Genomic DNA, 14,357 nt, shown 5'->3' with positions numbered 1-14,357 from the left:
CCCGCCAGGCAGGGGGTCGTCACACCAACCCCACCAATCCCAGCAATCACCTACCATGATCCCGTCGTCACCTTCCCCGGGAGTCCCCTCATGCGTCAGTCGAGCCGTCCCACCGAGCCCTCGGGCCTCCGCACCCTCGGTCCGCGACGGCGACGCCGTACGACGCTCGTCGGCCTCCTGGCCGCGGCGCTGAGCCTCGGCACCCTCGCCGCCACCACCTCCGGCAGCTCGGCCGGCGCCCCTGCAGCGGCGCCGGTCGCGGCCTCGGCGGTCGCCCCGGCCGCGGCTCGTCAGAACGCCGCCACGACCTTCCGGGTCGCCACGTTCAACGCACTCGGTCACAGCCACACCCGGCCCGGCGGCGACCGACCCGGCTGGGAGCAGGGGCCGAAGCGGATGCGGATGGCCACCCAGGTCATCGAGTCCGAGGGGGTCGACCTGGTCGGCTTCCAGGAGTTCGAGCCGCCCCAGTACAAGGCCTTCACCGACCTGATGAGCAAGACCTGGTCGATCGCGCCCGGGCTCGACGCCCCGGGCACCGCCCAGTCCAAGGCGATCGCCTGGCGCACCGCCGACTGGACCCTGGTCAGCCAGACCACCTTCCAGTCGCCGTACTTCCACGGCGAGATGCAGGCCCGCCCGCTGATCCAGCTGCGCCACAACGTCACCGGCCAGCTGATCTGGGTCATGAACACCCACAACGCCGCCGACGTGCGCGGCAACGCGCAGGCGCACCGTGACAAGGCCGAGCGCATCCAGGCCCGGCTGGTCAACAGCCTCCGCCAGGCCAACCCGGACATCCCGGTCATCCTCCTCGGCGACATGAACGACCGTGAGCGGTTCTACTGCCCGATGACCTACCTCACCGAACTCGAGTCGGCGAGCGGCGGCACCCACGTCGACAAGCCCGGCGGCGCGTGCGCGCCGGCCAAGCCGGTGCTCATCGACTGGGTGATGGGCACCTCCGACATCTTCTGGTCCGGCTACCGGATCCAGGGCCAGGGCCTCGAGAAGTCCAGCGACCACGACCTGGTCTCGGCCGTGGCGAGCATCCCGCCGAGCGCCGCGGCCAAGGCCGGGGTGAAGCGGGTCGTCGTCATCGACGTCGAGGGCCTGCGCTCCAACGTCGTGACCAAGCGCAAGACCCCGACCCTGGCCCGGATCCGCTCGAAGGGCGCCTCCACCCTGCGCGCCCGCACGGCCGAGGAGCGGGTGACGTCGCTGCCCAACACCGTCAGCATCGCCACCGGCCGCGCCATCAGGAAGAAGTACCGGGGCCACGGGGTGGCCGCGACGCCGCGGAGCAGCGCGACCATCCGGAGCCTCGCCGGTCGCTACGTCCCGAGCATGTTCGACGTGGTCCACGACTACGGACTGAGCACGGCCTTCTACTCCGGCGACGCCAAGTCCGCGCTGATCCCGCGCTCCTACAACTCGCGCAACGGCGCCGTCGACCGCAACGGCAAGAACAACGGCCGCCGCAAGGTGGGCCGCTCCCTCGTCACCGACCGCGACGGCAAGGTCGTCCAGGCCGCACGCAAGCAGCTCGCGAAGTCGGCCCCGGCGCTGACCTTCGTCCAGCTCGACGACCCGGCGCGGGCCGCGGAGAAGTACGGCCCCCGGAGCAAGCAGTACCTCGCGGCGCTCCGGGTCACCGACGCGCGGGTGAACCGCCTGATGAAGACGATCGGGACCCAGGCCAGCACCAAGTCCTCGACCACGGTGATCATCACGGCGAGCGGCACCGGCCCCTCCACGATGCCGACCAACGTCGTCCCGCTGCTGGTCAAGGGGCCCGGCGTCATCAAGTCCGACCTGTACAAGCTCAACCCGCGCTACTCCGCCAGCGCGCCGCGTCGCTACACGGGCACCCAGCCCATCCGCACCGGCGCGATCGCGAACCTGGTGACCAGCCTGCTCCGGCTGCCCGTCGTCCCGGGCAGCCGGTTCAACACCAAGCAGGACCTCGACGTGTTCGACCCGGCCCTGACGTCCGGAAGCCCCGTGCCGGGGTCATGAGCACCACACCCGCGCGGGTCTACGTCGCCCGCCTGGTCGGCCTGCCCATCTTCGACCCCCAGGGCGACCAGGTCGGCAAGGTCCGCGACCTCGTCGTGGCGATCCGCTCGGAGGTCAGCCAGCCCCGGGTGCTGGGCTTGGTGGCCGAGGTCTTCGGTCGGCGACGGATCTTCGTCCCCATGACCCGGGTGACCAACATCGACGCCGGCCAGGTCTACACGACGGGCCTGCTCAACATGCGTCGCTTCGAGCAGCGCTCGACCGAGACCCTGGTGATCGGCCAGATGCTCGACCGCACCGTGACGATCTCCTCCAGCGGCGTCTCCGGCGTCGTGTACGACGTCGCGATGGAGCAGGCCCGCAACCGCGACTGGGTCCTCAGCCGGGTGGCCGTCCAGGAGCCGGCCAAGGGCCTGCGCCGCCGCGGGCAGACCCATGTCGTGGAGTGGCGCGACGTCGAGGGGCTGAGCCGCCGCGAGGAGTCCCAGGGCGCCACCCACCTGGTGCACGCGCTCAACGAGATGCGGCCCGCCGACGCGGCCAACATGATCCACGACCTCCCCCTCGAGCGTCGTACGGCGGTCGTGGCGGCACTCGACGACGAGCGGCTCGCCGACGTCCTCGAGGAGCTGCCCGAGGAGGACCAGGTCGAGATCCTCAGCCACCTCGACTCCGAGCGCGCGGCCGACGTTCTGGAGGAGATGTCGCCCGACGACGCCGCCGACCTGATCGCGGAGCTCTCCCCCGAGACCGCCGAGGCGCTCCTCGAGCTGATGGAGCCCGAGGAGGCCGAGGACGTCCGGCGCCTGATGTCGTACGTCGAGAACACCGCGGGCGCCATGATGACGCCCGAGCCGGTCATCCTGGGCCCGGACGCGACCATCGCCGACGCGCTCGCCCACGTCCGCAACCCCGAGCTGACGCCGGCCCTCGCCGCACTGGTCTACGTCTGCCGGCCACCCCTGGAGACTCCCACCGGGCGCTTCCTCGGGGTGGCCCACATCCAGCGACTGCTCCGCGAGCCGCCCTCGACCCTGGTCGCGGGCGCGCTCGACGACTCCATGGACCCGCTGCGCCCCGAGGCGACCATCGACCAGGTCGCGGCCCACCTCGCGACCTACAACCTGGTCGCCGCGCCCGTCGTCGACGACGCCGGCCATCTGGTCGGCGCGGTCAGCGTCGACGACCTGCTCGACCACATGCTGCCCGAGGGCTGGCGCGACCAGGCCATCCGCTCGACCGAGCGCCGCCAGGGCCGCCAGGCCCGCCCCGGACGACCGGGAGGCGGCCATGGCTGACCGGTCGCCGCGCACCCGGCTGGACGCGCCCCGCGAGCTGCGCCGCCGCCCCCTGGTCCGGCGCCCGGCGTACGACTCCGACACCTTCGGCGTGTTCGCCGAGCAGTTCGCCCGTTTCATGGGGACGGCGAAGTTCCTGCTCTACATGACCGGGTTCGTCGTGATCTGGGTGGTGTGGAACCTCGTCGCCCCCGAGGCGGCGCGCTGGGACGACTACCCGTTCATCTTCCTCACCCTGATGCTCAGCCTGCAGGCGTCGTACGCCGCTCCGCTGATCCTGCTGGCCCAGAACCGCCAGGAGGCCCGCGACCGGGTGATCGCCGAGCAGGACCGCCAGGCCGACGCCCGGGCGCACGCCGACATGGAGTTCCTGGCCCGCGAGGTCGCGTCGCTGCGGATGGCCGTCGGCGAGGTCGCGACCCGCGACTTCCTGCGCTCCGAGCTGCGCTCGCTGCTCAGCGAGCTCGACGAGCGTGCCGAGTCTCACGCCGCCGAAGACGAGCCGGGACGACCCAGCACCTAGACTCGGGGATCATGAGCACCGCCCTTCTCGAGCAGGTCAACGCCGCGCTCGCCACGGTCAACGACCCGGAGATCAAGCGGCCCATCACCGAGCTGGGGATGGTCGACACCGTCGAGATCGACGACGCAGGCCTCGTGCACCTCACGGTGCTGCTGACCGTCGCCGGCTGCCCGCTCAAGGACACCATCAACCGTGACGTCACGGCCGCCGTGGCGAACGTCGACGGCATCAGCGGCGTCGACCTCACCCTGGGCGTGATGAGCGCCGAGCAGCGGGCGGGCCTGAAGGAGATCCTCAGCGACGGCAAGGCCCAGCGCGAGATCCCCTTCGCGCAGCCCGGGTCGCTGACGAAGGTCTACGCGATCGCCAGCGGCAAGGGCGGCGTCGGCAAGTCCTCGGTGACCGTCAACCTGGCCCTCTCACTGGCGAAGGAGGGGCTGAAGGTCGGCGTCGTCGACGCCGACATCTACGGCCACTCGGTGCCCGCGATGCTCGGGGTGGCCGACTCGCGTCCGACCCAGGTCGACGATCTGATCATGCCGGTGCCGACCGCGTCCGGCGTCTCGGTCATCTCGATCGGGATGCTGAAGCCGCGCCGCGACCAGGTCGTCGCCTGGCGCGGCCCGATGCTCGACCGGGCCCTGGTCCAGATGCTCGCCGACGTCTACTGGGGCGACCTCGACGTGTTGCTGCTCGACCTGCCGCCCGGCACCGGCGACGTCGCGATCTCGCTCGGCCAGCACCTGCCCGGCGCCGAGGTGGTCGTGGTGACCACCCCGCAGGAGGCCGCCGCCGAGGTCGCCGAGCGCGCCGGCACGATGGCCTCGATGATGCACCAGCGCGTCGTCGGCGTCGTCGAGAACATGAGCTACCTCCCCTGCCCGCACTGCACCCCGGAGGGCAAGGACCACCGGCTGGAGATCTTCGGCTCCGGCGGTGGCGACCGGGTCGCGGCCACCCTCTCGGCCCGCTTCGGGTACGACGTCCCGGTGCTCGGCCGGATCCCGCTCGACGTGTCGCTGCGCGAGGGCGGGGACATCGGCAAGCCGATCGTCGAGTCCGACCCGACCGCCCCGGCCGCCCGCGAGCTGTCCGGTGTCGCGGCCACGCTGTCCGGTCGTGGCCGCGGGCTGGCCGGCCTGCAGCTCGGCCTCACGCCGACCAGTAAGTTCTGAGCCGTGTTCGGGGTCGGCCTGCCGGAGTTCGCGGTCATCGCGTTCGTGGCGGTTCTCGTCTTCGGCCCGGACCGGCTGCCGGAGCTGGCCAAGCAGGCGGGCGCCATGCTGCGCCACGCCCGCCGCTTCGCCAACCAGGCCCGCGACGAGCTCCGTGACGAGCTGGGCCCGGAGTACTCCGACCTCGAGCTGCGCGACCTCGACCCGCGCGCGATCGTGCGCAAGCACATCGTCGAGGCGATGGAGGACGCCGAGGCGGAGGAGAGCGCCCCGAAGCGGCGCGGCCTGCGCCCGCTCGGCGACGGCGAGGTCCCCCCGTACGACGTCGACGCGACTTAGCGGGTACGCGCCAGCGGACCCGCTGGTGGTGGTCGAGCGAGCCGCGCGACCGAGGCACGAGGTCGCGACCGGCGTGTCGAGGCCAGGGGACGCGCCAGCGGACCCGCTGATGGTGGTCGAGCGAGCCGCGCGACCGAGGCGATGCCCTGAGTGACGTGAGGTACGAGCGTCGTATCGAAGGGCACGAGGTCGCGACCGGCGTGTCGGGGCCCGATCGGCGACACTGACTCGTCAGTCCCGGCTCTGCACCGCCGCCAGGGTCGCGAACGCGACCAGCACCACCCGGGCGTCCTCACCCACCGCGACCTCGACGAAGTCGGCCCCGACTCGCCGCGGGATCCCGTCGACCCGGCCTCCGGCGGTGTCGTGGAGCACGCACCGCTCTCCCGCCTCGGCCAGGCGGCGCAGCACCGACGCCCGGCCCAGCCGGGCCAGCGGTGACCAGGCCACCTCGGGGACGGCACGGTCCGAGGCGCCGCTGACCGAGCGCACCGCGGTCATCGTCACCACCCAGTCCTGGTCCGCCCCGCGCACCAGGCACCACCCGTCGGCGACCCGCTCCAGGACGCCGGCCACGGCACCGACCCCGGCCACCTCCAGCCCGACCTCGCGCCCCACCGACGCCATCAGCCGGCTCGCCAGCGTGACCTGCTGGTACTCCGCCCGGCTCCGGTCGGCCAGCTCCGGCGCCCGCTCCGCGTCGTACAGCGCGTCGGCCTGCTGCTCGAGGTCGTCGAGCAGCGCGAAGAGATCGTCCTCCCAGGCCATGGTCCGACCCTGCCACATGAACAGCGCCTGGGGACAAGCCGTTGACGACTTCTGTAAAAACGCTTTGACTGAAGCAAACAGAAGCAAACGCAAAGGTTCTCGGATGAACACCGCCTGCGCACCTCCGCTGCGCTGCACCCTGGTGTGGCTCGCCACCACCGCTGCTGCGGTGCTCGCCGGCGTGGCGCTGCGCGCAGACGCCGTCGCCCTCGCGGGCGGACCCGGCACGGACCTCGCGACAGCACTCGTCCGCGCCGGTTCGGTGATCCTGCTGGCCTGCGCCGGGTGGGCCTGGCTCGTCACGACCACCGTCGTGCTCGAAGTCGCTCGGGGTCGGGTGGGCCTGACCCGCGCAGTGCCCGCGTCCTGGCGACGAGCGGTGCTGCTCGCCTGCGGCGCGTCCCTGGCCGCGGGGCTCGCCGGGCCGGCCGCGGCCGACCCCGGGCTGGCCGGACTGCCGCTCCCCGACCGGGCGCTCGGTGGTCCGGCGCCCGCGGTCGTCGTACCGCTGCCGGCGGCGAGGACCGTCCGGCCCGGCGACACCCTCTGGGCCCTGGCGGAGCGCGAGCTGGGCCCGACCGCCTCCCCGGCGCAGGTCGACCGGCGCTGGCGGGAGCTCTACCGACTCAACCGGTCCGTCGTCGGACCGGATCCCGACCTGATCCGCCCCGGGCAGCGACTCCGGCTGCCCCCGTCCCCGCAGGAGCCGTCATGAGCACGTCCCGTCCCGACAATGTCGTCCAGCTCCGGGTGCCGGTCCCAGTCGCCAGCGTGCAGGGCACGCTCGCGCTCGACCTCCAGCCCCGCCAGCAGCCGCCCCGGGTGGCTGCGACGCCCGCTCCCGGGCCGGGCGACCCCACCCCGGTCGACGTACGGCGCCGCCGCGAGGTCGAGCGCTGGGCCCACCGGTTCGCCCAGGCCGCCGTCGAGATCGTCGGCGGTGACCGGCCGGCGACCCAGCTGCTGCGCTGGACGACCGGGGAGGTCTACGCCGACCTGCAGCGCCGGGCGCTCCTCGTTGCCCGCGCAGGGGGCCACCAGCCCGCCACCGCTCGGGTCCAGCCCGTCCGCCCCCAGGTCCTCAGCATCCACAGCTGCTTCGTGGACCGCGGCGTCGTCGAGGTCAGCGTGCACGTGCGGTACGGCGAGCGCTCGCGGGCCCTGGCCGCCCGCTTCGAGCTGAAGCGCACCCGCCACGAGGCCACCCCGCGCTGGATCTGCACCGCCCTCCAGTGGGCCTGAGCACCCCCGGAAATGCCGAGTCGGCGCGAGTTCGCGCCGACTCGGCACCGAACTCACGCCGACTCGGCGCGACCGTGAATCAGCCCGAGGCGCGGGCGGTGAGGCCGGTGGGGCCGCCGGGAGCGCCGTGGCACTGCTTGAACTTCTTGCCCGAGCCGCAGGGGCACTTGTCGTTGCGGCCGACGCCGGCGTACTCGTCGTCGGCGCTGGTGGCGGTGGTGCCGCGCACGGAGGCCTCACCGTCCTCGTCGGGCGCGGAGTAGGCGAGGTTCTGCGGCTGCTTCGGCCGGTCCAGGCCCTTGGCGCGGATCGTGGGCACGGCGCGCTGGGGGACGGTGCCCTCGGGCTGCAGCAGCGGCTCGTAGACCTCCTCGGCCTCCTCCTCGTCGTCCTCGACCTCCTCCTCGACGGAGACCTCGAGGTTGAACAGGAAGCCGACGGCCTCCTCCTTGATGCCGTCCATCATGGCGGCGAACATGTCGAAGCCCTCGCGCTGGTACTCGACGAGCGGGTCGCGCTGGGAGTAGGCCCGCAGGTAGATGCCCTCGCGGAGGTAGTCCATCTCGTAGAGGTGCTCGCGCCACTTGCGGTCGAGCACCGAGAGCAGGACCCGACGCTCCAGCTCGCGGATGACCTCGGCGCCGACCTCGGCCTCACGGGCGTCGTACGCCGCGTGCGCGTCGGCCTTCAGCTGCTCGATGAGCTCGTCGCGGTCGACGTGGGCGACCTCGCCGTCGGCGGCCTCGAGGACCTCCTCCAGCGTCAGCGAGACCGCCCAGATCTGGCGCAGGTCGGTCCACAGCTGCTCCAGGTCCCACTCCTCGGCGAAGCCCTGGGTGTGCCCGGTGACGACGCCGGTCACGACGTCGTCGATGAAGGTGCCGATCTGCTCCTGGAGGTCCGCCCCCTCGAGGACCTCGCGCCGCTCGCCGTAGATCACCTTGCGCTGGCGGTCCATGACGTCGTCGTACTTCAGGACGTTCTTGCGGGACTCGAAGTTCTGCGACTCGACCTGGCCCTGCGCGTTGGCGATCGCGCTGGTGACCCGCTTGTTCTCGATCGGGACGTCGTCCGGGATCTTCAGCATGGTCAGGACACGGTCGACCCAGTCGGACTTGAACAGGCGCATCAGCTCGTCCTGCAGCGACAGGTAGAACCGGGACTCGCCCGGGTCGCCCTGACGGCCGGAACGACCGCGCAGCTGGTTGTCGATGCGGCGCGACTCGTGCCGCTCGGTGCCGACGACGTAGAGGCCGCCGAGCTCGCGGACCTCGTCGTGCTCGTTGGCGACCTGCTCCTTGATCCGCTCGAGCATGTCGGGCCAGGCGGCGTCGTACTCCTCGGCGTGCTCGACGGGGTCGAGGCCCTGCTTGCGCAGCTCGGCGTCGGCGAGGAACTCCACCGAGCCACCGAGCATGATGTCCGTGCCTCGACCGGCCATGTTGGTCGCGACCGTGACCGCACCCTTGTGGCCGGCCATGGCGACGATCTTGGCCTCGGCCGCGTGCACCTTCGCGTTGAGGACGGTGTGCGGGATGCCGCGCTTCTTCAGCAGGTCGGAGAGGTACTCGGACTTCTCGACCGAGACCGTGCCGACCAGGACCGGCTGGCCCTTCTCGTTGCGCTCGGCGATGTCGTCGGCGACCGCCTCGTACTTGGCCTCCTCGGTCCGGTAGACCAAGTCGGCCTGGTCGACGCGGGCCATCGGCCGGTTGGTCGGGATCGGGACGACGCCGAGCTGGTAGATCTTGTCGAACTCCGACGCCTCGGTCATGGCCGTGCCGGTCATGCCGGAGAGCTTGTCGTAGAGCCGGAAGTAGTTCTGCAGGGTCACGGTCGCGAGGGTCTGGTACTCCTCGCGGACCTGCACGCCCTCCTTGGCCTCGATGGCCTGGTGGAGACCGTCGTTGTAGCGGCGACCCGAGAGCATCCGGCCGGTGTGCTCGTCGACGATGAGCACCTCGCCGTTCATGACGACGTACTCCTTGTCGCGGCGGAAGAGCTCCTTGGCCTTGATGGAGTTGTTGAGGAACGAGATCAGCGGGGTGTTGACGGCCTCGTAGAGGTTCTCGATGCCGAGGTGGTCCTCGACCTTGGTGATGCCGGGCTCGAGGACCGAGATGGTCCGCTTCTTCTCGTCGGTCTCGTAGTCGACGTCCTTCTCGAGGCGGGCGACGATCTTGGCGAACTCGCCGTACCACTTCACCTCGTCCTGGGTCGGGCCGCTGATGATCAGCGGGGTCCGGGCCTCGTCGATGAGGATCGAGTCGACCTCGTCGACCACGGCGAAGGCGTGGCCGCGCTGGACGCACTCCTCGATGGAGCCGGCCATGTTGTCGCGCAGGTAGTCGAATCCGAGCTCGTTGTTGGTGCCGTAGGTGACGTCGCAGTTGTAGGCCTCGCGCCGCTGCGCCGGGCGCAGCTCGGGCAGGATCACGCCCGTCGTCAGGCCGAGGAACGAGTGGACGCGGCCCATCTGCTCGGACTGGTACTTGGCGAGGTAGTCGTTGACGGTGACGACGTGGACGCCCTTGCCCGCGAGCGCGTTGAGGTACGACGGCAGCACCGCGACCAGGGTCTTGCCCTCACCGGTCTTCATCTCGGCGATGTTGCCGAGGTGCAGCGCCGCGCCGCCCATGATCTGCACGTCGAACGGGCGCATGCCGAGCACCCGCTTGGCCGCCTCGCGCGCGGTGGCGAACGCCTCGGGCATCAGGTCGTCGAGGGTCTCGCCCTCCTCCAGGCGCCGCTTGAACTCGGCGGTCATGCCCTGGAGCTCCTCGTCGCTCATCGCGACGAAGTCGTCCTCGATGGCGTTGACGGCCTTCGCGACGGCCTCGAGCTGACGGAGGATCTTGCCCTCGCCGATGCGGAGGAGCTTGTCGAGGATGGCAGGCACGAGAGGGGTCTCCCTGGGTAGGACGAGCAGGCCCCGGGTCGGGCCGCGGACCATGCTATCGGGGGTGTGCCAACCGTCCGAGCCCGGCGGCCACGACGGCGGACACGAGCGCGGGGGCGAGGTCTCCCCGGGGCTCGACCCGGACCTCGGCGAGCCCCAGCCAGCCGGCCAGGACCCCCAGCTCGGAGGCGAGCTCCTCGGCCGACTCGGGCGGTGATCCCGGCTCGGCGTACGCGCCCTGGACGACGAGCACGCCCGCCCGGCGGTCGGCCTTCAGGTCGACCCGCGCGACGATCCGGTCCCCGAGCAGGAAGGGCAGGACGTAGTAGCCGTGCACCCGCTTCTCGGCGGGGGTGTAGATCTCGATCCGGTAGTGGAAGTCGAAGATGCGCTCGGTGCGCTCACGCTCCCAGACCACCGGGTCGAACGGGCTGAGCAGCGCTCGCGCGCCGACCCGGCGCGGCAGCCGCGCGTCGCGGTGGAGGTACGCCGGCCGCTTCCACCCCTCGATGGTCACCGGGAGGAGCTCGCCGGCCTCGACCAGGGAGGCGATCGCCGGCCGGACGTCGTCGACGTGCATCCGGTAGTAGTCCTTCAGGCACTGCGCGGTGGCCACCCCGTGCGAGACCGCGGCCCGGCGGACCAGCTCGAGCGTGGCCTCGGCCCGGGTCGGGGTCGGCTGCGCCAGCACCTCGGCCGGGAGCACCCGCTCGGGCAGGTCGTAGACCACCTCGAACTGGGTGTTGCGCCGGGCGACCGCCAGGTCGCCGACCATGAAGAGGTAGTCGAGGCCCTTGCGGGCCTCGGACCAGTTCCACCCCCAGTGCTCCTTGCTCCGCGGGGCGCCGTCGTCGAGCTCGCGGGCGGTGCTCGGACCGCGGGCGGCGACCTCGGCCAGCAGGGCGGCCGCGGTCTCGTCGGTCACCTCGTTCCACCACTTGCCGCGACTGGCGCGGTACTGCTCCCTGCGGTGCTGCAGATGGGGCCACAGCTCGACGGGCATGAACGCCTGCACGTGCGCCCAGTACTCGACCAGGCGACGCGGCCGCTGCTCGGCGGCCCGACGCAGCAGGTCGACGTCGTAGGGACCCATCCGCGAGTAGAGCGGCATGTAGTGCGCCCGCTGCAGGACGTTGACCGAGTCGACCTGGAGCACCCCGGTGCGGGTGAGCGTGCGCGCGAAGGTGCGCATCGTGGGCACGGTGTGGCGCTTGTCGAGGAAGCCCTGCGCCGCCAGCGCGACCCGGCGGGCCTGGGCCTGGCTGAGGACGTCTCGCGGCATGGGCGAGAGCGTACGGCGGGGCGCCGACAGCGGTGTTCCGTGGCGGCCGGGACGCCCGCCCCGCGAACGGCGCAATTGCGCTACTGACGGGCGGGTAGGGCTCCGCCTGACCCACAAGCGGCGCAATTGCGCCGGTCGTGGGCCTGGCGGTGGTGATGTGCGGGCGAGTCAGGATGCGGTCTCGACACGCGGGTCACGGCTTCGCAGGCTCAGCCGTGCTGCTCGCTCGACCACCGGTGATCTCTCGTGACGAGCGGCGCCCTCGTTCCTCGGGCGCCTCTCGTCAAGGGAGATCGAGCAGCTTCTCCTTGACGGCGTACATGACCGCCTCCATGCGGGAGTGCAGCTGGAGCTTCTCCAGGATGTTGCGCACGTGGTTCTTGACGGTGTTCTCGGAGATGAACAGCTGGCGGGCGATCTCGCGGTTGTTCATGCCCTTGGCGACCAGGCGGAGCACCTCGAGCTCGCGCTCGGTCAGCCGCAGACCGGGGACATGGTCACGCTCGGGGCGCGACATCTGCTTGAACTCGTCGATCAGCTTGACCGCCATCGATGGGCTGATCAGGGACTGGCCGTCGGCGACGACGCGGACGGCCTGGGCGACCTCCTCGATCGAGGAGTCCTTCAGCAGGTAGCCGGAGGCCCCGCTCTTGACCGCCTCGTAGAGGTCGGCCTCCTCGTCGGAGACCGTCAGCATGATGATCTTGGCCGACGGGACCGCCTCCTTGATGGCCAGGCAGGCCTCGATGCCGGAGCGCTTGGGCATCCGGATGTCGAGCAGGACGACGTCGGGTGCAGCGGTCGTGGCGAGGTTGGTGCCCTCGATGCCGTCCCCGGCCTCGCCGATCACCTCGATGCCCGTCTCCACCGCCAGCAGCATCGTCAGCCCGCGACGGAAGAGCTCCTGGTCGTCGACGACGAGCACCCGGATGGGCTCCGAGGCGTCGCTATGTGTATCGGCCACGCGCAGATCATGGCACGGACGGGCCCCGTCTGGCGTCCAGATGGGTCACACAACTGCTGGTCGGGGTGGCCCAGATGGGCCACCCCGACCAGATCAGAGCCGTGCCGAGCGGGTCATTCCTCCCCGAGATCGAGCGAGATGACGCCGTAGTCGTAGCCCCGGCGTCGGTAGACGACGGCCGGACGCTCGCTCTCCTTGTCGACGTAGAGGTAGAAGTCGTGGCCCACGAGCTCCATCTCGTAGAGGGCCTGGTCGAGGGTCATCGGACTGGCCGGGTGGGTCTTCTCGCGCACGACCAGCGGACCGTCGCCGGTGACCGCGATCGGTCCGACCTGACGTTCCTGGGTGCTCGACAGCTCCTCCTCGACCGTCTCGGCGATGGGAGCCGGATCGGTGTCGGCGAGGGCCTGGCCGACCGAGACCGGGGTCTTCTGCCCCCGGTGCACGCGCCGCCGGTCGGCCGCCCGGCGCATCTGGGCGGCCATCTTGTCCAGCGCGAGGTCGAGGGCCCCCATCTTGTCGTCGGCGGCCGCCTCGGCCCGGATGACCGGGCCCTTCGAGAAGGCGGTCAGCTCCACGTGGATCGAGCGGTCGTGCTGGCGCGGGTTGGGTTCACAGTCCACCTCCACATGCACCCGCATGATCCGGTGGTCGTGCTTCTCCAGCCGGGTCAGCTTCTCCGCGGCATGATCGCGGAACCGGTCCGTGATCTCGCAGTGACGCCCCGTGACCACAACTTCCATGTGAACCTCCCGTTGAACAGTTGGTTTCCTTCTCAGCTCATCCGTGCCGTCCTGTGGGCGCGCCGGAGCGCGGGCGCAGTGGCCCGTGCTCCGGTGAGGGATGAGATGGAGCCCGCCCGGCCGACCTGGTCTTCGACCCCACAATCGCCTGCTGAGACGTTCGCAGCTTCTCTGCCACTACTGGCCTTCTCCCGCCGGTCCCCGCATCTGACGGGAAGGACGGGGCAGGACTTACCTCTAAGCCGCACCGTGATCGTCCGCCCGGAGGCGGACTTACGTGGACCGTTTCGCCTGCGACTGGCTTCGGCTAGCCGCCCGCGCGCCAGAGGCGCACCAGCGGTGCAACCACGGACCCGGACGGACTCCATGCAGAGACGGTAGTCACCTCGCGCCCGGGATTAAAGGGACAGAGGTCCCTGATTCGGCCCGCCGCCTCCGGGTGGCCGCCACGGCGGCGATCCCGGCCACCTGCAGCCCCACCGACTCGAGCGCCCGCTGGGCCTCCCGGGTGGTCGCACCCGTCGTCAGCACGTCGTCGCAGACCACCACCCGCACGCGGGGCGCGGCCGCCGCGAGCCGGCGCAGGCCGGCCGTCGGGCAGGTCATCGAGCCCGCGAGGTTGCGGGCCCGCGCGACCGCGTCCAGGCCGGCCTGGTCGAGCAGGCCCGGCCGGGTCCGGAGCAGCCGGGTCGCGCGGACGTCGTACCCCTCCCGCCGGAGGCGGGCGGCCGCTCCCGCGGCCAGGGTGTACGTCGGGTCGTGGCCGCGGGCGCGCACGCTGGCCGGCCGGGACGGGACCGGCACCAGCACGACCGGTCCCGCGGGGGCGGCGGCGGCCACGGCCTGGACGAGCAGACCGGTCAGCGGGCGGGCCAGGCCGAGCAGCCGGCGCTCCTTCAGGCCGAGCACCATCGCCCGCGTCACCCCGTCGTACGACGTGGCCGCCCAGGGCGGCGCCAGCCCGGGCGGGGCCGGGACGGGCCAGGCGGGTCCGGCACCGGCCGGCAGCGCCGCCTCGCAGCCCCCGCACAGCAGCCGTCCGGGGCGCGCGCAGCCGACGCACCGGCCGCCGAGCAGCAGGTCGGTGACGGCGTCCAGCACCCCT

The 14,357-nt window shown here is 71.7% G+C and carries 13 protein-coding genes; 7 read left to right on the top strand and 6 right to left on the bottom strand.

The window, feature by feature from the left end; all coding sequences use genetic code 11:
• Positions 1-90: 90 nt before the first annotated feature.
• From BLT76_RS03170 to BLT76_RS03150, 5 genes are read left to right on the top strand one after another with little or no spacing between them, the layout of a single operon-like run.
• The gene (locus tag BLT76_RS03170; protein WP_090850627.1) at positions 91-2,019 is read left to right on the top strand and encodes an alkaline phosphatase family protein; all 1,929 of its coding nucleotides are present in this window, start codon (positions 91-93) and stop codon (positions 2,017-2,019) included.
• A complete protein-coding gene (locus tag BLT76_RS03165; protein ID WP_090850625.1) occupies positions 2,016-3,317 on the top strand; it encodes a magnesium transporter MgtE N-terminal domain-containing protein in 1,302 nt (433 codons plus the stop codon). Before BLT76_RS03170 ends, BLT76_RS03165 begins: the two co-directional genes overlap by 4 nt.
• Complete coding sequence (locus tag BLT76_RS03160) at positions 3,310-3,840, top strand: DUF1003 domain-containing protein (protein WP_090850623.1); 531 nt, start codon at positions 3,310-3,312, stop codon at positions 3,838-3,840. The genes BLT76_RS03165 and BLT76_RS03160 overlap by 8 nt, the downstream gene beginning before the upstream one ends.
• Positions 3,841-3,851: 11 nt before the next feature.
• Positions 3,852-5,015: an Mrp/NBP35 family ATP-binding protein gene (locus BLT76_RS03155; protein WP_090850621.1), complete on the top strand. Its 1,164-nt coding sequence runs from the start codon at positions 3,852-3,854 to the stop codon at positions 5,013-5,015.
• 3 nt (positions 5,016-5,018) lie between these two features.
• Positions 5,019-5,354, top strand: a complete 336-nt coding sequence (locus BLT76_RS03150) for a sec-independent translocase (protein WP_090850619.1) — start codon at positions 5,019-5,021, stop codon at positions 5,352-5,354.
• Between the two features lie 231 nt (positions 5,355-5,585).
• On the opposite strand, the gene BLT76_RS03145 is transcribed toward BLT76_RS03150, so the two are convergent.
• The gene (locus tag BLT76_RS03145; RefSeq protein ID WP_090850617.1) at positions 5,586-6,122 is read right to left on the bottom strand and encodes a hypothetical protein; all 537 of its coding nucleotides are present in this window, start codon (positions 6,120-6,122) and stop codon (positions 5,586-5,588) included.
• 103 nt (positions 6,123-6,225) lie between these two features.
• On the opposite strand from BLT76_RS03145, the gene BLT76_RS03140 reads away from it, so the two are divergent.
• Complete coding sequence (locus BLT76_RS03140; RefSeq protein WP_170866917.1) at positions 6,226-6,837, top strand: LysM peptidoglycan-binding domain-containing protein; 612 nt, start codon at positions 6,226-6,228, stop codon at positions 6,835-6,837.
• Complete coding sequence (locus BLT76_RS03135; protein WP_090850613.1) at positions 6,834-7,364, top strand: Rv3235 family protein; 531 nt, start codon at positions 6,834-6,836, stop codon at positions 7,362-7,364. The genes BLT76_RS03140 and BLT76_RS03135 overlap by 4 nt, the downstream gene beginning before the upstream one ends.
• Before the next feature lie 79 nt (positions 7,365-7,443).
• Here BLT76_RS03135 and secA read toward each other — a convergent pair whose 3' ends face one another.
• The 5 genes from secA to BLT76_RS03110 all read right to left on the bottom strand — a co-directional run bounded on the left by secA (position 7,444) and on the right by BLT76_RS03110 (position 14,353).
• Complete coding sequence (secA, locus tag BLT76_RS03130) at positions 7,444-10,263, bottom strand: preprotein translocase subunit SecA (protein ID WP_179714408.1); 2,820 nt, start codon at positions 10,261-10,263, stop codon at positions 7,444-7,446.
• A 55-nt stretch (positions 10,264-10,318) separates the two neighbouring features.
• Complete coding sequence (locus BLT76_RS03125; RefSeq protein ID WP_090850609.1) at positions 10,319-11,545, bottom strand: winged helix-turn-helix domain-containing protein; 1,227 nt, start codon at positions 11,543-11,545, stop codon at positions 10,319-10,321.
• A 283-nt stretch (positions 11,546-11,828) separates the two neighbouring features.
• A complete protein-coding gene (locus BLT76_RS03120; protein ID WP_244509223.1) occupies positions 11,829-12,509 on the bottom strand; it encodes a response regulator in 681 nt (226 codons plus the stop codon).
• Positions 12,510-12,622: 113 nt separating this feature from the next.
• A complete protein-coding gene (hpf, locus tag BLT76_RS03115) occupies positions 12,623-13,252 on the bottom strand; it encodes a ribosome hibernation-promoting factor, HPF/YfiA family (RefSeq protein WP_090850605.1) in 630 nt (209 codons plus the stop codon).
• Between the two features lie 381 nt (positions 13,253-13,633).
• Positions 13,634-14,353, bottom strand: a complete 720-nt coding sequence (locus tag BLT76_RS03110; RefSeq protein WP_090850603.1) for a ComF family protein — start codon at positions 14,351-14,353, stop codon at positions 13,634-13,636.
• Positions 14,354-14,357 lie beyond the last annotated feature (4 nt).

The organism is Nocardioides lianchengensis (genome assembly GCF_900101465.1).
GTDB lineage: Bacteria > Actinomycetota > Actinomycetes > Propionibacteriales > Nocardioidaceae > Nocardioides > Nocardioides lianchengensis.
The sequence above is the reverse complement of the archived record's forward strand: the minus strand, read 5'-3'. Positions and strand labels throughout refer to the sequence as shown.

What these genes read in the sequence shown, in the direction of transcription:
- BLT76_RS03170 (WP_090850627.1), top strand. Translation starts at nt 91, where the DNA reads ATGCGTCAGTCGAGCCGTCCCACCGAGCCCTCGGGCCTCCGCACCCTC.
- BLT76_RS03165 (WP_090850625.1), top strand. Translation starts at nt 2,016, where the DNA reads ATGAGCACCACACCCGCGCGGGTCTACGTCGCCCGCCTGGTCGGCCTG.
- BLT76_RS03160 (WP_090850623.1), top strand. Translation starts at nt 3,310, where the DNA reads ATGGCTGACCGGTCGCCGCGCACCCGGCTGGACGCGCCCCGCGAGCTG.
- BLT76_RS03155 (WP_090850621.1), top strand. Translation starts at nt 3,852, where the DNA reads ATGAGCACCGCCCTTCTCGAGCAGGTCAACGCCGCGCTCGCCACGGTC.
- BLT76_RS03145 (WP_090850617.1), bottom strand. Translation starts at nt 6,122, where the DNA reads ATGGCCTGGGAGGACGATCTCTTCGCGCTGCTCGACGACCTCGAGCAG.
- BLT76_RS03140 (WP_170866917.1), top strand. Translation starts at nt 6,226, where the DNA reads ATGAACACCGCCTGCGCACCTCCGCTGCGCTGCACCCTGGTGTGGCTC.
- BLT76_RS03135 (WP_090850613.1), top strand. Translation starts at nt 6,834, where the DNA reads ATGAGCACGTCCCGTCCCGACAATGTCGTCCAGCTCCGGGTGCCGGTC.
- BLT76_RS03125 (WP_090850609.1), bottom strand. Translation starts at nt 11,545, where the DNA reads ATGCCGCGAGACGTCCTCAGCCAGGCCCAGGCCCGCCGGGTCGCGCTG.
- hpf (WP_090850605.1), bottom strand. Translation starts at nt 13,252, where the DNA reads ATGGAAGTTGTGGTCACGGGGCGTCACTGCGAGATCACGGACCGGTTC.